At 39.2% G+C, this 20,333-nt stretch carries 19 protein-coding genes; 15 read left to right on the top strand and 4 right to left on the bottom strand.

Annotation, left to right across the window (positions count from 1 at the left end):
* The first annotated feature begins 16 nt into the window (after positions 1-16).
* The 3 genes from PLZ15_14480 to PLZ15_14470 are packed head-to-tail and all read left to right on the top strand — an operon-like array spanning position 17 to position 3,266.
* Complete coding sequence (locus PLZ15_14480) at positions 17-1,099, top strand: glycosyltransferase family 4 protein (GenBank protein HOI30949.1); 1,083 nt, start codon at positions 17-19, stop codon at positions 1,097-1,099.
* Positions 1,096-2,235: a glycosyltransferase gene (locus tag PLZ15_14475; protein ID HOI30948.1), complete on the top strand. Its 1,140-nt coding sequence runs from the start codon at positions 1,096-1,098 to the stop codon at positions 2,233-2,235. Before PLZ15_14480 ends, PLZ15_14475 begins: the two co-directional genes overlap by 4 nt.
* A 29-nt stretch (positions 2,236-2,264) precedes the next feature.
* Complete coding sequence (locus PLZ15_14470) at positions 2,265-3,266, top strand: NAD-dependent epimerase/dehydratase family protein (GenBank protein ID HOI30947.1); 1,002 nt, start codon at positions 2,265-2,267, stop codon at positions 3,264-3,266.
* A 10-nt stretch (positions 3,267-3,276) separates the two neighbouring features.
* Here the strand turns inward: PLZ15_14470 and PLZ15_14465 are convergent, their stop codons facing one another.
* The 4 genes from PLZ15_14465 to PLZ15_14450 are packed head-to-tail and all read right to left on the bottom strand — an operon-like array spanning position 3,277 to position 6,586.
* Entirely contained in the window at positions 3,277-4,218 is a 942-nt protein-coding gene (locus PLZ15_14465; protein HOI30946.1) for an NAD(P)-dependent oxidoreductase, read from the bottom strand.
* Between the two features lie 3 nt (positions 4,219-4,221).
* On the bottom strand, positions 4,222-4,767 hold the full coding sequence (gene rfbC, locus PLZ15_14460; protein ID HOI30945.1) for a dTDP-4-dehydrorhamnose 3,5-epimerase: 546 nt from the start codon (positions 4,765-4,767) through the stop codon (positions 4,222-4,224).
* A 5-nt stretch (positions 4,768-4,772) separates the two neighbouring features.
* A complete protein-coding gene (locus PLZ15_14455) occupies positions 4,773-5,774 on the bottom strand; it encodes an SDR family oxidoreductase (GenBank protein HOI30944.1) in 1,002 nt (333 codons plus the stop codon).
* 26 nt (positions 5,775-5,800) lie between these two features.
* Positions 5,801-6,586: a glucose-1-phosphate cytidylyltransferase gene (locus tag PLZ15_14450; GenBank protein ID HOI30943.1), complete on the bottom strand. Its 786-nt coding sequence runs from the start codon at positions 6,584-6,586 to the stop codon at positions 5,801-5,803.
* 214 nt (positions 6,587-6,800) lie between these two features.
* Here PLZ15_14450 and PLZ15_14445 point away from each other — a divergent pair, with 214 nt between their 5' ends.
* Genes PLZ15_14445 through dut form a run of 12 tightly spaced genes read left to right on the top strand, consistent with a single transcriptional unit; the run spans position 6,801 to position 20,303 of the window.
* Positions 6,801-8,219 carry a flippase gene (locus PLZ15_14445; protein HOI30942.1) on the top strand — a complete coding sequence of 473 codons (1,419 nt, stop codon included), beginning with the start codon at positions 6,801-6,803 and terminating at the stop codon, positions 8,217-8,219.
* Entirely contained in the window at positions 8,195-9,145 is a 951-nt protein-coding gene (locus tag PLZ15_14440; GenBank protein HOI30941.1) for a glycosyltransferase family 2 protein, read from the top strand. Before PLZ15_14445 ends, PLZ15_14440 begins: the two co-directional genes overlap by 25 nt.
* Position 9,146: 1 nt before the next feature.
* A complete protein-coding gene (locus PLZ15_14435; protein ID HOI30940.1) occupies positions 9,147-10,352 on the top strand; it encodes a glycosyltransferase family 4 protein in 1,206 nt (401 codons plus the stop codon).
* Positions 10,349-11,512 carry a glycosyltransferase gene (locus PLZ15_14430; protein HOI30939.1) on the top strand — a complete coding sequence of 388 codons (1,164 nt, stop codon included), beginning with the start codon at positions 10,349-10,351 and terminating at the stop codon, positions 11,510-11,512. Before PLZ15_14435 ends, PLZ15_14430 begins: the two co-directional genes overlap by 4 nt.
* A complete protein-coding gene (gene lhgO, locus PLZ15_14425; GenBank protein ID HOI30938.1) occupies positions 11,513-12,712 on the top strand; it encodes an L-2-hydroxyglutarate oxidase in 1,200 nt (399 codons plus the stop codon).
* A 15-nt stretch (positions 12,713-12,727) separates the two neighbouring features.
* Complete coding sequence (locus tag PLZ15_14420) at positions 12,728-14,131, top strand: sugar transferase (protein ID HOI30937.1); 1,404 nt, start codon at positions 12,728-12,730, stop codon at positions 14,129-14,131.
* A gap of 41 nt (positions 14,132-14,172) precedes the next feature.
* A complete protein-coding gene (locus PLZ15_14415; protein HOI30936.1) occupies positions 14,173-14,889 on the top strand; it encodes a polyprenol monophosphomannose synthase in 717 nt (238 codons plus the stop codon).
* Positions 14,889-16,889, top strand: coding sequence for a glycosyltransferase (locus PLZ15_14410; GenBank protein HOI30935.1), 2,001 nt, complete (start codon positions 14,889-14,891; stop codon positions 16,887-16,889). The genes PLZ15_14415 and PLZ15_14410 overlap by 1 nt, the downstream gene beginning before the upstream one ends.
* 2 nt (positions 16,890-16,891) lie before the next feature.
* Entirely contained in the window at positions 16,892-17,842 is a 951-nt protein-coding gene (locus PLZ15_14405) for an acetyl-CoA carboxylase carboxyltransferase subunit alpha (GenBank protein ID HOI30934.1), read from the top strand.
* 21 nt (positions 17,843-17,863) lie between these two features.
* The gene (locus PLZ15_14400) at positions 17,864-18,280 is read left to right on the top strand and encodes a thioesterase family protein (protein ID HOI30933.1); all 417 of its coding nucleotides are present in this window, start codon (positions 17,864-17,866) and stop codon (positions 18,278-18,280) included.
* 39 nt (positions 18,281-18,319) lie between these two features.
* The gene (locus tag PLZ15_14395; protein ID HOI30932.1) at positions 18,320-19,798 is read left to right on the top strand and encodes an oligosaccharide flippase family protein; all 1,479 of its coding nucleotides are present in this window, start codon (positions 18,320-18,322) and stop codon (positions 19,796-19,798) included.
* Positions 19,799-19,847: 49 nt separating this feature from the next.
* Positions 19,848-20,303: a dUTP diphosphatase gene (dut, locus tag PLZ15_14390; protein ID HOI30931.1), complete on the top strand. Its 456-nt coding sequence runs from the start codon at positions 19,848-19,850 to the stop codon at positions 20,301-20,303.
* Positions 20,304-20,333: the final 30 nt, after the last annotated feature.

The following is a 20,333-nucleotide window of genomic DNA, read 5'->3' as shown; positions in this document are numbered from 1 at the left end:
TTACAAAAGCTTCGCTATGAAAATTTTACTTCTATCCAGATACGACCGGCGCGGATCCAGCAGTATGGTCCGGATGTTTCAGTATTTTCCATATCTCGAAAAAGAAGGCTGGGAAATAATTGAACAGCCGCTCCTGAGTTACAGATATATTAACTATCTTTTTGAGGATGCCCCTGTACCCTATTTAGAAATTATTAAGAACTATTTTAATAGAATAGCCCTGCTGATGTCTAAAAGCGGAATAGATCTTATATGGCTTCAGCAGGAGGCATTTCCATGGCTTCCAAGATGGTTCGAAAAAATGCTGCTCAAATCGAATATCCCGGTCGTTGTTGATTACGACGACGCCTTCTTCCATCGTTACGACCTTCACAGCAATCCGCTGGTCCGTAGATTATTAGGAAAAAAGATTGACAGTGTAATGAATCTTTCGCGCGTTGTTGTTGCGGGCAATGAATATCTTGCAGATCGCGCCAGGTTGAATTCTGCCAGGCAGATTGAAATATTTCCGACTGTTGTAAGCCTTGACCGCTTCTTTGTCGGCCCGGAAGTTAAGAATGATAAGTTCATAATAGGATGGCTCGGCTCTCCTCCAACGGCCAAATACCTGTTATCGATCCATGAGGAACTTAAAACTTTCTGCAGCGATAATGAATCTGAATTGATTGTTATCGGTTCCAAAGATTTTTCCATGGACGGTTTGCCGGTAGAGATAAGGACCTGGAAAGACGAAAATGAAGTTAAGGATGTTCAGGGATTTGATATAGGTATAATGCCGCTGGTAGATAGTCCGTGGGAGCGGGGCAAATGCGGATTTAAGTTAATCCAGTATATGGCGTGCGCTAAACCGGTTATTGCTTCGCCGGTTGGTGTGAACGTAGAAATTGTTCAACACGGAGTTAACGGATTCCTTGCCAGTACATCGGAAGACTGGATAAAGTATTTTACCATTTTAAAAAACGATATTGAATTGAGAAAGAAGATGGGTTTGGCAGGACGGAAACTTGTTGAGGAGAAATACTCTCTTCAGGCAACGGGGCCCAGACTGGCCGGACTCTTCAAATCCATCTACGAAGAAAAAAGGCTTAAGAACCGATGAGGATCCTCTACGTAATTACTAAATCGGATATTGGCGGAGCTCAGGTTTTTGTTCTTAACCTCGCCAGGGCTTTCCGGAATAACGGTGATGAGGTGGAAGTGGTTGCGGGCGACGGCGATTTCCTGTTCCGCGAGCTCGATAAGTACAACATTAAATATTATTATCTGAACTCATTAAAAAGAAATTTCAGTGTCTTTAATGCCCTTTATTTTGTGTTCCAGCTCCGAAGTCTGTTGAAAAGAAATAAATATGATGTTGTTCACTTGAATAGTTCAAATACTCTAATCGGTGCGGCGGCCTCACTCTTTCTCAAAAATAAACCTAAAAATGTTTTTACTTTTCACGGACTCTCCTTCATCGATAAAAACTTCAATCCTAATTTTATTGTTAAATATCTTGCCAAGCTCTATTTTAAAATATTTCTTAAGGCCATTGACGAGATAATTTTTGAATGCCGGATGAATTACGATGAACTGGCAGGAGAAAGAATGTTTAAAAATGCCAGAATCATTTATAACGGATTGAATCCGGAAGAACTGGAATTCCTGAATGCCGATGAAGCCCGGAAATTTCTTTCTGATAAATGCGGGACTGATCTTGAGAAAAATTTTGTAATCGGTTCTACAGGGCGGCTTGCTTATCAAAAAAATTATGAATTCCTTATAAATAATTTTCATTTAATAAAAGAAAAGATGCCCGATGCAAAGGTCATAATTATCGGAGACGGGCAGGATTATGATGAGTACATGAGGATGATTAAAGAGCGGGGCATTGAAAACGATTTTTATCTGCTTGGTGAGATTAAAAATTCCCACCGTTTTATAAGCGGGTTCGATCTTTTTACGCTTACATCGAGATATGAAGGAGTTGCTATAAGTCTGATTGAGGCAATCTATTCCAATACTCCGGTTCTGGTTTCCAATGTGGGAGGTAATCCGGATGTGGTGGGTATGGACAGCAATCAGCTTTTTGAACTCGATAACACCGAAGAATACCTCGAAAAATTATTAAAGATACGGCATGAACGGAAAAAGATTGTTGAGCATAATGCTTCTCTTCGAGTAGATTTTTCTTTATCAAAGATGGTCAATAATTATAAAGAAGTATATTTTACAACCGGAAATTCGCAGGTTTAATCTCTTCAATCCGGATTAATTGGAAATACATGAATAATTTGTTCAAAAATAAAAATATTCTTATAACCGGAGGACTCGGCTTCATCGGCAGCAATCTTGCTCACAAACTTTTAGAGCACGAAGCCAATATTACCATTGTCGATAATCTTAATCCTTTATACGGCGGAAATTTTTATAACCTGGATAATATAAGAGACCGTGTAAAAATAGTTATAGGCGATGTGAGGGATTCGGAACTTATTAAACCTATTATTGAAAAATCAGATTATCTCTTTCACCTGGCCGCGCAGGTAAGTTATATCGATAGTCTCAGTATTCCGTTTGAAGATCTCGATGTTAACTCAAAATCCACACTAAATATTTTAGAAATCTGCCGTAAGTTCAATCCGGCCATCCGTATTATTTTTTCAAGTTCGCGAATGGTCTATGGCAAAGCCGAACATTCGCCTATCACCGAACAGAGCGAGACCAATCCCCTCAGTCTTTACGGAATCCATAAGCTGACTTCCGAAAAATATTTATTGATGTACTACAAGGACTTTGGAATCCCTTGTACTATTTTCAGAATTACGAATCCGTTCGGACCAAGGCAGCAGATTAAACATAATAAATATTCTCTCGTCGGCTGGTTTATAAGACAGGCGATGGAGGATAAGACAATTAAAATTTACGGCGACGGCAAACAGCTGAGAGACTATATCTATATCGATGATATTATTGATGCAATAGTCCTGGCATCTTCAAGCAATGAGGCTATTGGAGAAATCCTAAATATCGGTTCGGGAAATTCAACTAGATTCTGTGATATGGTGAGCAGTGTTATCTCATGTGTTAAAAAGGGTAGAATGGAATTCATTCCGTGGCCCGATAATTACGAGAAGATTGAGACCGGCGATGTTTCTGTTGATATCTCAAAATTGCACAAAATTACTTCATGGCATCCGAAGTATTCTATTCACGAAGGAATACAACTTACTTACGAGTACTTTAAGAACAATTATTCCAATTACGTAACGGATGAAGAGAAGTAGAAAAGCAGTTTCAAACTCTGTTAATGTATTTTGTTGAATAATAATCTGCTAATCGGTCCCACGCTGCAGACTCGTTCCAATTAAAAACATCCCTAATTCTATCTGTATTAATTCTCTCTAACGGTTCGCTGAAATCAGTCTGTTTTAATAATTTGAAATCGCATTTAATATTTAATCGCGTTTCCATTTCATGAGCTACACGCCCTGTAAATGCCCCCTGTGATTCGGCATATAAACCCGGATTAGTTTTACTTTCCGGATTATTCCCGTTAAACACTTTTTGAACAAATGATTCATATGCTTTTGCAAGCAGGTCTGCATGAATATTATCGCGTATATAATCGGGTGTTTTTACTTCAGGAGTTTTTCCGTTAAACCAGTTCTGAATTAAATAATTCGTAAACCGTGCCTCTTCGAAAGGACCGAATGGATTCGGAATAACAAATTTGCCGAGTTTTATTTCGAATGTTGAGCAGTAATAACGAAGGATTTCGTAGGTTAGACTTTTTGATAAACCGTAAGGGGAGAAAGCGTCAAGAGGTTTTGTCCCGGATCCTTCGTTCGGTTCAAATACGCTGCCTGTATAAACAATCGAGCTGCAATTATTCTTTTTTAGATGTTCAATAACGCCAATAATATTATTCGTATTCTGTTTAACCGCATTGGCGATATCGAACTTAATGCTTTTGTAATCTGTCACTTCAGAGCCGTGGTGGCATAAGACATCAATACCAGATTCAATAATTTCATTAAATACCGCATCACCGAATCTGGAACCGAAAACGGGGGTTACTTTATCCAGAATTAACGAGATCCGTTCCTTTCGTATTCCTTCATATTCATCGGGAGAATTTTTTGTGAGTGTTGCAATTACTTCATGACCTTTATTGGATAATTCCTCAGCAAACCAGAAACCTGTAAATGAGCTTATACCGGTTAATAGAATTTTCATCGTTTACTTTAAATGATATGATTGGTTGAAATCTGGGTGATTCAAATCTTTATCCGAAATTATCTTCGGCTCTATCGGCCATTTTATGTTAAACTCCGGATCATTATAACGGATGCCTCTCTCATGCTCGGGCGAATAAAATTCGGTGACCAGATAAAATGCTTCTGTGTTCTCCTCAAGAGTTATAAATCCGTGCGCGAATCCTTTCGGTACATACAGCGATAATCTGTTTTCAGCACTAAGCTCTACACCAAACCAGTTTTTAAATGTTTTGGATTCCGGGCGAAGATCAATAATTACATCATATAACCGGCCACTTATACACCGCACTATTTTATCTTCGGACTTAGGAGCCAGTTGATAATGCATTCCCCTCAGCGTACCGGTGTCCTTACTCAAAGAATTGTTAATCTGCACAATATTCCTGTTAAGCCCATTCGATTCAAATTCTTTAACACAGAATGCGCGTGCAAAAAATCCCCGGTCGTCCCCGCGCTTTTCCAACTCAATTACATATGCGCCGATTAATGGTGTAGGAATAAATTTCATCTCTGCTATTCTCCGAATTGCCCTAATTTCTTTTTTAGTGTTCTTAATCTAACAAAACGGTCACCTTCAAAATCGCTTAGATTAAAATTGTGTTCTCTATATTTAGAATATAATTCCTCCATCCCTTTTTCCAGATTGTATTCAAGTTTAAAACCGGGCAGGACTTTATTCAACAAGTCAAAATTTACTCTGTAATTTCTAGGATCCTCGCCGACTTCTCCGGTAAAGACGATTTTTGCAGATGGTATAAGTTTACCGACGTTTTCTGCAACGTCCTTCACCTGATAGTTTTCATGATTGGCACCTATATTAATTGCCTTATTATGAATTTCCTGTGCGGGAGCATTTGCAAAAGCAATGAATGCTCTTGCGATGTCACGGGCATGAATCAACGGGCGCCATGGAGTTCCGTCACTCATTATCCGGATTTCATTTCTTGAAATTGCGCATGCCAGAAGGTTGTTTACTACCAGATCAATTCGTAAGACGGGAGAGAATCCGTAAGCGGTTGAATTTCGCAGGAAGACCGGAGAAAAATTCTGATCGGCAAGTTTTCCTATTTCTACTTCCGATTTTACTTTTGAAACCGCGTATGCAGATACCGGATTTAATGTGGAGTTTTCATCAAGGTCCAGGTTAACACCTTTACCGTATACGGAACAGCTTCCGGAAAAAAGAAATCTAGGAATCCCGGCTTCTTTTGCTTTTCTTGCCAGATTGACAGATCCATGCAGGTTTATATTGTAAGTAAGTTGTTCTACCAGGTCGCCCATCGGATCGTTCGATATTGCCGCAAGGTGCATTACACAATCGTGATTTTCAATTTCATTCGGTTGGAGATTCCGGAAATCTTTCAGTAATTCTCTGTCAGGCTTTACTGTATTCTCCCATTCGGCTTCGGGAAATAAATTCAGATCCACGCCGGTTACCGAATGGCCTTCCTCTTTTAATATTTCTAACAGATGTGCGCCGATATATCCTTTGTGGCCGGTTAGTAATACTCTCATTCATTAATTCCAGTTTGCTTGTTAGTTTACCACGGAACGTTGCCGCTATTCCATAATTGATTTAAATATTCTCTGTCTCTTTGAGTATCCATACATGCCCAGAATCCTTTATGCCGGAACATCTGCAGCTGCCTGTCCGATGCAAGCTTAACTAAAGGCTGACGTTCCAGAATGCACTTTTCATCTTTGGATAAGTAGGATAAAAATTCCCGCTTGAAGAAAAAATAGCCGCCGTTAATCCATTCATCCTCGAATTCAGGTTTCTCGCTGAATTCCTCAACAATTTCTCCATTCAGTTTGATTGATCCGAATCTCGATGGCGGGTTTGTGCCTAATATGGTCCCAATCTTACCGTGTTGTTTGTGGAATTCAAATTCCTCTTTAAGGTTGGCATTTGTTAATCCGTCACCGTATGTAACGGCAAAGTCTTCAGAAGGTCCTAAGTACTTTTCCGCAGCTATCGCTATTCTGCTTCCCGTCATGTTCAATTCACCGGTATAGGCAAGTGTAACCTCCCAGTTCAAATTGTGACCGACTGAATGAACCGTAATTTCATTGTTCTGAAGATTTACGGTAAAATCGCTGTTGAGAGATGAATAATTCAAAAAATAGGACTTAATAATTTCCGATTTGAAACCGAGACAGAGAATGAATTTCTTGAATCCGAATTTGCTGTATGAATTCATTATATGCCAGAGAATTGGTTTATCCCCAACGGGAACCATCGGTTTGGGTCTGAATTCGGTTTCTTCCTTTAACCGGGTACCGAGTCCGCCGCAAAGAATGAAAACCGGTATATCCTTATTAATCATATTTGTAATCACCTGCTGTTAATCATAATTTTATTAGGCCAAATATAACTTCCATGTCAGGAATAACCAATTAATATATAATTGATTATAAAGTTCGTGATAATTTAATATTTTGCATCGGCATTTAAAGATAATGTAGGTATTTTTATGACCGGCGCCCGGCTATAATTAATTTATTAATTGAAGGCATTCTATCCAGAAGATCACTAAAAATATTTTTTCATTGTCGGTCGGACAGGGTTTATCGCTTGCCCTTAATTTTGCGGCATTTGTCCTGGCTGCAAGATTTTTATCGGTTCACGATTTCGGCAAATTCGGCTACCTCGTTGCAATTGTTGGAATTCTATCGAAGGTGATCGATTTCGGTCTCGGTCCAATCGTCTTCCGTGAATCCTCAAAAGAATCTGGTGACGACAACTTTCTTAACAGCGCAATCTCGATTCGGCTGGTTCTTTTCATAGCTGTGCTGGCAGTCTTCGATCTGGTAATCTATCTGATCGATTTTACAACCGAGGAATTCATACTCTCGAATATTTTATTTGTAAGCATAATCTTTTCTACAAGGATGGCAAATTTCCGGGAGCTTCTTTCAACACCGTTCAAGGTTCATCTAAAGATGCACTACCCGATGACACTAACTATACTCGACAGCCTTCTCTTCCTTATACTTGTTGCGATTATGCCCTTAGTGAATGGGGGGATCTATTACTTTGTTCTGGCATATGTTTTTTCAACACTGCCCGGATTTGTCCTTCAATTCATCTATCTCGAGAAAAAATTCAATTTTAAGCCGAAGATCATTTTTTATAAAGCTGCCTGGCTTCTTAAGGAATCGGCTCCGCTGGCAGGATTCGTTCTGCTCGCTATTGTATATCAGCAGTTCGATGTTGTCTTGTTAACTTTTTACAAGGACGAGTATTCCGCAGGTATTTATTCGGTTGCTACAAGGCTTACAATGCCTCTTAATATTATTCCGAATGTAGTGGTTACAACGGTTTTCCCGTTCCTGGTTAAGAATATTACAGACAGGTTAAAAACCGATTCGATAAACTCGCTGGTTTACAAAGTACTCTTCCTGGTTTCATTTGCACTTGCTCTGGTTTTTTCTTTCAGGTCGGAATCGATAATAACAATTCTCTTCGGTGCAAAATTCCGGGCTGCCGGACTTCCAGCCGCAATGATTTTCTGGTCACTCGTTTTTATGTTCTTCAACTATTTTACGCTCGATCTTCTTACAGCACACGGAAGGCAGTTAATAAACCTACTTTATTCGTTTCTTCTGGTTTCATCAAATACAATTTTGAATGTTCTGCTTATCCCGGAATTTTCCTACGCGGGAGTAGGATTCTCGAAAGTGATTGCCGGATTTACAGGATTCGCTTTTCTCTTCTGGGCATTGAACAGAAATAAATTCAGTCTATCATTTATAAACCTCCGTTTTATTATTTGGGCCACAGCAGTTGCTCTGCTGATATTTCTCTTCTCATTTCTCCCGCTTCTGGTCTATCTTATACTTTCATTAACATCGATTCTTTTCTCTCTTAAAATATTCGGCTACTTTGAAAATGAGGAATGGAATCTCATCTTTAAGTTAATCAACAGGGAAAAATGGAGCCGGTACCTTCACAGATAGATGTATCAATTATTATTGTAAATTACAACGCCTTCGATCTTCTAGATAAGTGTCTCGGATCGTTATTCAATTTCTGTAAAGGAACTGTGAATGAAATATTCGTAGTTGATAACAATTCAACTTCCGGAAATATCGAGAAGCTTACCGCAAAATATTCCGGAGTCCGGCTTATTAAAAATGAATCTAATATCGGTTTCGCCGCAGCCAATAATGTTGCGTTGCCGTTCGTTAAAGGGAAGTATATTCTGTTCTTGAATAACGATACGGTTTTTAGAGAGGATTCTATTAAGACAGTTTATGATTTTGCCGAATCGAAAACCGTACCGGTATTTACGGGGATTCAATTGCTGAATTCAGATCTCTCGAAACAGGAAAGCGTTGTTGAATTTCCCGGATTGTGGAATACGATAACTGAGAACCTCTTCCTCTATAAGTTATTTGCCGGGAAAAAGTTATTCGATAAGTACTGGCAGAACCGGGTAACTTTTGAAGAACCAGTCGAAGTGGATGTTATACGCGGGGCTTTCATGTTCTGTCCCTCCGCAAAAATTATGGAGATGAAAGGATTTGACGAAAGATTCTTTTTCTATTCTGAAGAAACAGACCTCTGCAAACGTTTTAAAGACTCGGGCGGCAGAGTATTTTTTAATCCCTCCACTTCCATAATCCATTACGGCGGAGCTTCGGCCGATTCGGATCTCTGGTTCAAATTCAAAAATCAAACTACAGGCAAGATTCAGTTCTATCAGAAACACTTTCGCGGCGCTAATTTCATGGTTCTAATTTTATTTCACTGGATAGGACTGGTTCTCAGAGGCTTCATATTTTCAGTTGTCGGAGCAGTATCTTTTAACAGGAATACGATTCTGAAAGGATATTATTTTTTCAGGCAATTATTTGTTTACCCAGTAAACAGGTCTAAATAAGATGCGGATACTACAGATACTTCCGAAAATTCCTTATCCTCCTGTCGATGGCCATACGAAAAGTATGTGGGGTGTTATCAAATATCTTCGGCAGTGCGGTCATGAAATTGATGTAATTGCTTACAGCCAGCAGAAGGATTTTCGAAATGATATTAGTGAAATAGAAAAATACGCAAAACTGTATCCGCTCGATCTGATTACCCGGAACAGCATTGCTGGTGCCGTCGTAAATCTCTTCAGCAAAACTCCTTACAACCTAAGCAAGTATGTCCGTCCCGAACTTGATTCTTTTATTTCCGGTCATCTTAAAAAAAATAAATATGATATTATTCATATTACCAATGCTCACATGGGATGGATTGTTGACAGGATAAGAAGTCTGTGCGACACACCGGTTGTATTGCGGCAGGAGAATCTTGAATTGACAATTATGGAGAGGTATTACAAAAAACAATCGAATCCTCTTCTGAAATTCTATGCCTATATTCAGTATAGAAAATTTATAAAATATGAACCGGTTCTCTGCTCCCGCTTCGACTGCGTTATTATGATGAGCGCCGAGGATGAAAGAAGATTAAAGCGGTTTAATCCGCATGTAAAAACCGTTACTATTCCCCTCGGTATTGAAAAGGAACTGCTGGAAGTAAATAGAACTGAAATTGAAAAATATTCCTTGGTTCATATCGGTTCGCTTGATTGGTATCCGAACTACGACGGTTTTAAGTGGTTTGTTAATTGTATTTTCCCGGCAATTGTAAGAAAATTCAAAGACGTAAAACTTTATCACTACGGCGGGGGAATACCCGGAAAATTTTTCTTTCCCGAGTCCGTGAAAGATAATATAATTGTTAAGGGATTTGTGAAGGATATATTCCAAGAATTGGCGGACAAGTCCCTTGCTATTGTTCCGCTCAGGATAGGGAGCGGTATAAGAGTTAAGATCCTTGAACTGCTTGCCTCCGGTGTTAATATTGTTACAACTCCGATGGGAATGGAAGGAATTCCGGTTGAAAACGGTAAGGAGATTCTTGTTGCGGAGAATGAGTTAGGGTTTGAATCTTTAATTATCGAATTCTTCGATGAGAAATTTGATGGTAAAAATATATCCCTGAAAGGAAAAGAATTCATTAAAGAGAATTATCTTTGGGAGTCGATTGCTGAAAAATTTGAAGATACATACCGTAAGTTGCTGAAAGGCGGGGAATGATCTATTTAGGTGAAATATTATTTTATCTGGCGGGATTTCTTATCCTCAATTCCTTTTTTCTTTATCCTGTTGTTATTTATTTTAAAAGCAGAAAACATTCCGGACCCAAAACCGAATCCGGCTTTGAACCCAAAGTATCTATTCTTATCGCTGCTTATAATGAGGAAAAAGTTATTGAGGAACGGATCAAAAATATCTCCGAACTCAATTATGACCTGAATAAAATTGAAGTCTTTATCGGCTCCGATCTCTCTACCGACCGAACAAATGAAATTCTGATTGAACAGGGAAAAAAATATAACTGGCTGAATATTTATCTCTCCGAAGAAAGAAAAGGGAAAGCCGGAATTCTGAACGAACTCTTCAGAAAAGTTAATAACGAAATCCTAGTGTTTACGGATGCAAATACTAAATTTCACAGAAACGCACTACGAAATCTTATAGAGGATTTTTCGGATAAAATGATCGGAGGAGTATGCGGCAAACTTGTCCTCGTCGATAACGAATCGAGTAAAAGCGAAGGGGTTGAAGAGGTTGAATACTGGAAATACGAGACCTTTATAAAAAAACTGGAGGGACGGTGCGGAATACTTCTTGCCGCCAACGGAGGTATTTTTGCAATAAGAAAAGAGCTTTATCATCCTGTACCGGTTGTTAAAGCGGTTACAGATGATCTGTTTATCTCCCTGTCGGTTATCTCAGGTGGTTTCAAATTTTCATACCGTAACGACGCACTCGCTTATGAGGATACGGGAAAGGATCTTTCGGCCGAGTATGGAAGAAAAGTCCGGTTCGGCGCAACCAATTTTCAGACTTTGATCTATTTTAAAAATCTTCTGTGGGATAAAAATAAATTTTTAAGTTATGCATTCTGGTCGCACAAAGTAACAAGGTGGTTTCTTCCTCTCCTTCTATTTATTCTGTTTATTATAAGTTACATGATAATGAACCAGAATCTTTTTGCACAGAAAGTGTTTTATCTTCAGTTTATACTTTATCTGCTCGCTCTTTGCGGTTATCTGCTTTCTCTTATTAAAGTGAGAATACCTGTATTCTCGCTCCCGTATTTTTTTGTTGTATCTAACCTGGCGATAGCAGAAGGATTCATAAAATTTTTGAAGAAACAGCACAGTGTAATTTGGACATCTACGGAGAGATAAATGAAATATGACATTATTGTGATAGGTGCGGGAATTGTCGGATTGGCCTCGGCACTTAAAATCCTCGAAAAAAATCCTTCACTTAAAATCCTTATCCTGGAAAAGGAAAGTTCGGTTGCCCGCCATCAGACAGGAAATAACAGCGGTGTTATTCATTCGGGTATCTATTATAAACCCGGCAGCCTGAAAGCAACAAACTGTATTAACGGTTATAAGATGCTTCTCGATTTCTGCGATAGTAATGATGTAAAATATGAAATCTGCGGAAAGATAATTGTTGCAACTTCCGAAAAAGAAATTCCTTATATGAAAAACCTCTATGAACGCGGAATCCAGAACGGACTTACCGGATTGAAATTGTTGAGCAGAGAAGAAGTCAGTGAAATTGAACCGCATGTTGATTGCAAAGGTGCTATCAAAGTACCTCAAACTGGAATTATAAATTACACCGGGGTATGCAATAAATATCTTGAGTTGATTCTAAAATACGGCTCTAATATTCTCTTCAATGAGACAGTTACTGATATTAAAATTTCCGGAAGCGGATGCGAAGTGATAACCTTTAATTCCGTTTATCAATCGGACTTTGTTGTTACATGCGCGGGACTTCAGTCGGACCGTTTAGCCAGGATGACCCACCCCAATCTTCAGATTAAAATTATTCCTTTCCGCGGTGAATATTATAAGATAAAAGATGAAAAGAAAGATCTGGTGAAACATCTGATCTATCCGGTACCGAATCCCGAATTCCCTTTCCTTGGTGTTCATTTTACACGGATGATAAACGGTGAAAGAGAGGCCGGGCCTAATGCCGTCCTGTCATTCAAAAGGGAAGGATATTCTAAAACAAGTTTTAATATAAAAGATGCTTTCGAAACTTTTACTTACCCCGGTTTTCATAAGGTTGTTAAGAAGAATTGGAAAGTCGGCATCGGAGAATTTTACAAATCTTTCAACAAGTCGGCTTTTGTTAGTGAACTTCAAAAGCTGATACCCGGTATTCAAAAGGACGATCTTATTACCGGAGGGGCAGGCATACGCGCTCAGGCATGCAGTAGAGACGGAGGATTGCTCGACGATTTTTACATTGTCGAGGATAAAAGAATTTTCCATGTTTGCAATGCTCCTTCGCCGGCAGCAACGAGTTCTCTTTCAATTGGCGATTATCTGGCAAATAAAGTTTTAGCGAATCTGAATTAAATCCTTGAGGAAATATTGAACAAAAATATTGAAAAACTCCTTATACTCGTTACTGATTTCTTTACGGTAAATCTTTCCTGGATTCTCTTTTTTTATCTCAGGGTTGAAACCGGATGGTTCCAGTTGTTGTCGCAGCCCGATTTTCTTCTTCCGCTTTTTTCAATTTATTTCTACTGGCTGATTATCTTCACATTTGTAGGAATGTACCGCACCTGGTTTGCTCTTTCGAGATTTGATGAATTATCCACACTCTTCAAGGCATCGTTCGTAGGTATCTTCATTCTTCTTTTCGTTATAATGTGGGATGATTATAATACTGGTGCTGTATCTTCTTTCAGGTTCTATATTTTCCTCTACTGGCTGATCTTCCTTTTCTTTGTAGGAAGCGGACGTCTTATTGTCCGGAGTATTCAGCGCAATCTTTTGATAAAAGGTATTGGAAGAAGGAATGCGCTCATTATCGGATTTAATGAAAGAGCTAATCAAATACATGATACCATTCTGGATCACCGTGCCTTGGGTCTCGATGTTGTTGCCTATGTTGCCGTCTTCGGTAAAAACCTGGGAAAAGAATATAAAGATGTAAAAGTAATAGATATTGTCGCCAACCTTGAGAAGATTATTGACCAGTACAGCATCAAGAATATTATTATATCGATTGAACGTCATCACGAAGATACTCTTCTCGAAATAATATCCAAATGCGAAGGGAAAAACATATCCATTAAAATTGTTCCGGACTTATATGATATTATAAGCGGACAGGCCCGCACTTCACAGATTTATGGTGTACCGCTAATTGACGTTATGCCGGAACTGATGCCCGAATGGGAAAAAAAACTGAAACGGCTTATGGATATCCTTCTTTCACTTGTCCTGATAATAATTACACTGCCATTCACTTTACTGACCGCTCTTGCAATTAAACTGGAAAGCCCCGGCCCTGTTTTTTACAGACAGGAGCGGATGGGTATGAACGGAAAAATATTCCGCATTGTAAAATTCAGAACTATGGTGAAGGATGCCGAAAAATTAACAGGTCCCGTCTGGTCAACCAAGGACGATCCAAGAATTACTAAAACCGGAAAACTTATCCGTAAGATCAGAGTGGATGAAATCCCCCAGGTATATAATGTGCTTAAAGGTGATATGAGCTTTGTTGGCCCGCGGCCCGAACGCCCTTACTTTGTTGAAAAACTCTCCGAGGAAATTCCGCTCTATAAAAGACGCTTAAAAGTAAGACCAGGAATTACCGGCTGGGCTCAGGTGAAACATAAGTACGATGAAACCATTGAAGATGTTAAAGTTAAATTGCGTTACGACCTTTTTTATATCGAGAATATTAGTCTCAGAATGGATTTTAAAATTCTTTTCAGGACAGTTTTTGTTGTTCTGTTCGGAAAAGGTCATTATGATTAATTTCCTATAATCCGTTTATAATTTTAAGTGAATTCCATAAGATGAAAACTATAGTAATTATACCAACATATAACGAACTGAATAATATTCAGAAATTGATTCCGGAAATTCTCGAATCATATCCCGGTATTAATATTCTTGTAGTTGATGATAATTCTCCAGACGGTACTACGGCTTATGTTGAAAAATTATCGCAAAATGATAAGAGGATAAATCTTATCAGCCGGCCCGGTAAAATGGGACTCGGAACGGCATATGTAGCCGGATTCAAATTCGCTCTTCAGAATAATTTTGATGCGGTCATTCAGATGGATGCCGATTTCTCCCACGATCCGAAGGAGATAAGGAATTTTCTCGAGCTAATACCAATTTACGACCTTGTAATCGGAAGCAGGTATATTTACGGCGTAAGAGTAATTAACTGGCCTATCCGTCGTTTGTTACTTAGTTACTTTGCGAACCTCTACACCCGGGTAATAACCGGTCTTCCGGTTAAAGATGGTACTGGCGGATTTAAGTGCATAAGAAAGGAAGTGCTTCAATCGATCGATCTCGACAGGATCCATTCCAACGGATATTCCTTTCAGATCGAAATAAATTTTCTAGCCTGGAAGAAGAAGTTTAGATTGACCGAAATGCCGATTGTTTTTGTTGATAGAGTGAAAGGGACTTCTAAAATGTCTAAAAAAATTGTTCGTGAAGCCGTCTTCATGGTTTGGAAACTTAGATTTAAAAGTTTATTCGGATCGCTTAAATAATGAATAATCTGATCGATCTCTCCATAATAATTGTTAACTATAACGTGAAGGAGTTTCTTCTCAACCTTCTCCAGTCGATTAGGAACGGCGTTAATAACATAAGAACCGAAATAATTGTTGTCGATAATGCGTCTGATGACGGAAGCGTTGAACTGCTGAAAGAGAGATTTCCTGAGGTTAAGTTAATTGTTAATTCATCCAATGCCGGTTTCGGTGCGGCAAATAATCAGGCGCTTCAGATTGCCGAAGGTAAATATCTTCTTCTTATCAATCCTGATACAATAATTAAAGAGAATACGCTTAAAGAGATGATCAGCTTCTTCGAAAGCCATACTGAAGCCGGAATAGCGGGGTGCAAAGTACTTAATCCGGATGGCTCTCTTCAGCTTGCCTGCCGAAGAGGTTTCCCGGGTCCATGGACCTCATTTACAAAAGTGATGGGACTTAGCCGTCTCTTTCCTAAGAGCAGATTGTTCGCGCGCTACAACCTTACCTTTCTTCCGGAAAATGAGACTTACGAAGTTGATGCTGTCAGCGGTGCCTTTATGATGATGCGGAGAGAACTCTATAAGAAAATCGGCGGCTTCGATCCAAGGTTCTTCATGTACGGTGAGGATCTCGATCTCTGTTACAGGGCTCAGAAATCCGGTTATAAGGTTTTCTATGTCCATACTACCGAAGTGATTCACTTCAAGGGCGAAAGTACTAAAAGAAGCAGCATGGACGAAACCAAAGTGTTTTATGATGCAATGCATCTCTTCGTTCGTAAACATTTTTCTTCCTCTTTCGTAACTGAATCGATTCTACAGGTTGCAATAATTTTAAGAAAACTGATTGCCTTTGCCAATGTCTATAAGCTTGCCCTTGCGAGTATAGTGATCGATTTTATAATTGCTGCCGCTGCTGTCCGTGCCGCGGAATCGGTCTACTCTAATAATAACTGGAACGGTTTCCCCGAATTCAGCAAGCCCTTGGTCTATTTCATACCGGCTCTTATGCAGGTCGTTATTTCGTTGATGAATGGAAGTTATAAGAAAAAATCCTTGTCAACTCTTAGAACAATCGGTTCTCTCTTCTACGGATTGATTATTCTTAGTGCGTTTACTTACTTCTTCAAACAGGTTGCTTTCAGTCGTGCGGTTGTACTGATTACTTATATTATTCTCTTTGTATCATTTCCGCTCTGGCGGATTTTTCTAAAAGGAATTTTCAGAATAGGACTTGAAAGCGATACGCGAAAGTCGCGGACTCTTATCGCCGGTAGCGAGACGAAAGCTTTGGAACTGACAGGCAAACTCAAATCGGATTTCAGTAATCTATATCAAATCGTCGGTTTTATCGGACTTACAAGAAGAAACATCGGAAGTCAAATCGGCAGTTACAAAGTCCTCGGCACTCTCGAGAACATTAAAAAAATTATTGCTGACGAAAAAATAGACAGAGTAATTTTCTCTTCGGATGATATTTCGTTCGATCAGATGTTCTCCGCTGTTTCCTCATCGCAGGGAGAAAATGTTGAATTCATGGTTGCCGGTAAAGAGCTCGATTACCTGGTCGGCAAATCCTCTATTAAAATGCTCGACGATATTCCTCTCCTTAAAGTCCAGTATAATATTTCCTCATTCCCGCATCGGATTACAAAACAGATATTCGACTTCGGTTTCAGTTTAATTTTAATTTTACTTTTGGTCTACCCTTTGATATATTTGATCCACAAGTTCACATCTAAGAAGAGCGATTTTTTTCAATTCATTCTAGGAATTCCGTCGGTTCTTGCCGGGAAAAAGAGTTTCATCGGTCCTTTGAATTCTTCTTTCCACGGTGAACTTTTTATAGGAAAGCCGGGATTAACGGGATTGTGGTATATTGAAAATGTGGACAGGCAGGATCCCGTTGAATTAAAGAACCTGGATCTCTTCTATGCCAAGAACCAGAGTATCTGGTACGACATGGAGATCCTAGGAAGGACTTTTTCTAAAATGTTTTTTAGGTCGGAGTAACAATGGCAAAAAATGTTCTGGATTTTGAAAAACCTATTATCGAATTAGAAAATAAAATTGAAGAGATGCGTAAGTACGAAGGGCATCTCGATATTTCAAATGAAATTAAGACTCTTGAAGAAAAAGTAAACGAACTCAAAAAAAATGTTTATGATAATCTTACCCGTTGGCAGAGGGTTCAGCTCGCCCGCCACCCCGAAAGGCCGTACACTCTAGATTATATCTATATGATGACCGAAGGATTCATCGAACTCCACGGCGACAGGCAATTTAAAGATGATCATGCCGTTGTAGGCGGATTTGCAAAACTGGATGAGTTCAAAGTTATGTTCATCGGCCAGCAGAAGGGCAGGGATACAAAATCGAATCTCTTCAGGAATTTCGGAATGATGAATCCCGAAGGTTACAGAAAAGCTCTTCGACTTATGAAGCTCGCCGAAAAATTCGGTAAACCTGTCGTTACACTCATTGATACTCCCGGCGCTTATCCTGGATTGGAAGCCGAGCAGAGAGGACAGGCGGAAGCAATAGCACGCAATCTCCTCGAAATGAGCCGGCTCAAAGTCCCGATAATCATAGTTATTATCGGCGAAGGCGCCAGCGGCGGGGCTCTCGGAATCGGTATCGGCGACCGTATTATAATGCTTCAGAATACATGGTATTCGGTTATAAGCCCAGAATCCTGCTCAAGTATTTTATGGAGAAGCTGGGATTATAAAGAACAGGCGGCCGAAGCTCTTAAACTTACGGCCGAGGATCTTCTTCAACAAGGTATCATCGACCGTATAATTCCGGAACCTCTCGGCGGTGCCCATAAAAATCATGAACTGATGGCCGCTACTTTAAAGCTTACTCTTAAAGAAGAACTTTCGGCGCTGATGAAAATCAAACCAGAAAAACTGGTTCAGAACAGATTAGAAAAATTCGGCAGAATGGGTGTTGTTGTTGAATAAATTTTTCCGGAGAATCCGTTAATGATTTCTCATACTACAGAAATTCGTGTACGTTATGCCGATACGGATAAGATGCAGTTTGTTTATAATGGAAAATACCTCGAGTACTTCGAGGTGGGGAGAACAGAATTACTCCGCTCGTTAGGACTTCCATACAGCGAGGTTGAAAAATCGGGTTATCAGCTACCCCTTCTTCATGCAGGATTAACCTTCAAACAACCGGCCGTATACGACGATCTGTTGTCAGTAACCGCGATTGTAAGAGAACTCTATTCACCGAAGCTTCATATTGAATATGTGATTAAAAGAAAAGATACCGGGGAGATTATTGCCGAAGGTTTTACAACTCACGTTTTTATGAATGCTGAAACTAAAAGGGCTGTACGACCTCCAAAATTATATACTGATATTCTGGCTCCTTATTTCAAAAAAAAATAATCGATTTCTTTTTCCAGTTTTTGTGGTCTGTTAATTATAATGATCGAAAAAATTAAAGAACTTACCAAAGACACTATTATTTACGGAATCAGCACTATTGTGGGTAGATTTCTCGGTTTCCTCCTGATCCCGTTTTATACTAATGCCCCGTCAATTACTGAGAGTGATTTCGGTGTCTATTCTAATATCTATGCCTATATGGCGCTTCTGGTTATTGTGTTTATTTACGGAATGGATGCGGCTTTTATGAAGTATTATTCAGTTGCCGATCCTGAAAAGAAAAAAGATAATTTCTCCACCCCTTTTCTGTTTGTCCTGATCACTTCTTTAATACTTGCTTCTGTACTTTATCTTGGCAGCGGAATTGTAATTCCGTTAATGGAAATTCCGGAAAAGTATTCCAGTATCTACTATTATTTCATACTCATTCTTATTCTCGATGCAATTGCATTAATTCCGTTTGCCAGTCTACGTCTTAAAAGAAAAGCCGGTCAGTTTACGCTTATAAAACTTTCGAATATCATTCTCAATATTTCACTTAATCTGATATTAATTTTAAAATTCAATATGGGGATTGAAGCAATTTTTATAAGCAACCTTGTTGCTTCAATTTTTTCGTTTACAGCTCTTATACCAGAAATTACACTCAATTTTAATTTCAGAATTGACCGTGAAATCGTCATTAAAATGCTGAAGTTCGGTTTACCCTATCTTCCCGGTTCCCTTGCTGCAATGATGGTTCAGGTGATCGATCGACCTATTGTTCAGGCACTTACAGATTCTAAAACGCTCGGTATATACCAGGCAAATTACAAACTCGGCATCTTTATGATGCTCTTCGTCTCAATGTTTCATTACGCGTGGCAGCCCTTCTTTCTTAATAATGCTAAAGAGGAGAATGCCAAAGAACTTTTTTCCAGGATTCTCACACTCTTTCTGCTGGCGGCAAGTATCATCTGGATTATTCTAACTTTATTCGTGAGCGATTTTGCAAGCTGGGAAATACTGAACGGTAAAACTATAATCGGTAAGAAATATCTGGGCGGGCTTTATATAGTTCCCGCAGTCCTTCTCGGTTACCTGTTCCACGGACTCTTTGTGAATTTTACGGCAGGAATATATATAGAGGAAAAAACAAAATATTTTCCGCTTGTAACCGGTATAGGTGCGGCAATTAATATTGCTGCCAATTTTATTCTGATTCCTTCAATAGGAATATTGGGTGCGGCACTGGCAACTCTTTTTTCTTATGTAACTATGTCGGCGGGACTTTTCGTTATTTCACAGAAGTTTTATAAAATAAAATACGAATACTGGAAAATATCAAAGATCCTGCTGCTTCTGATTACTACCTGTATAATCTATTATTATATCTATTTCAATTATGAATTTTCGTTTGTAATTAAATTCAGCATACTGTTTGCATTTATCGCCGCATCTTTTATTTTGAAAATAATTGAGGTAAGTGAAATCAAACATATGGCCAGATTGCTGTTAAGAATTAAAACCGCTGAGTAGAATTTTTATTTCACAACTAAAGCCTGATTGTATTTCTGCGGAAAAAATTATGGAAAAAATTTTAATTAAGATTCAGAGAATAGAGAACAGATTTGATGATATACCGCTTCCGGAATACGCAACCGGAGGCAGCAGCGGGCTTGATCTTCGTGCCGCGTTGGAGAACGACCTGGTAATCGGTAAAGGGAGTTTCACGCTAGTCCCGACAAATTTGCGTGTGGAAATTCCTTACGGTTATGAGATAGAAGTAAGACCGAGGAGCGGACTGGCAGCCAAAAACGGAATTGGTGTTTTAAATTCTCCGGGTACAATCGACTCCGATTACAGGGGCGAAATTAAAGTGATTCTTTTCAACTTCGGGCCGGAGGACTTTGTTGTTAAACGAGGCGACCGTATTGCACAGATGGTTTTATCGAAAGTATATAAAGCGGAACTTGATCTTTCGAACGATCTTAATAACAGCGGAAGAGGAGAAGGCGGTTTCGGGCATACCGGAACGAAGTAGAGATGCAGAATTTGAGAATTAGAATTTTTA

It is taken from the genome of Melioribacteraceae bacterium (assembly GCA_035362835.1).
Classification (GTDB): Bacteria; Bacteroidota; Ignavibacteria; order Ignavibacteriales; family Melioribacteraceae; genus DSXH01.
This window is presented reverse-complemented; position numbering and strand designations above follow the sequence as displayed.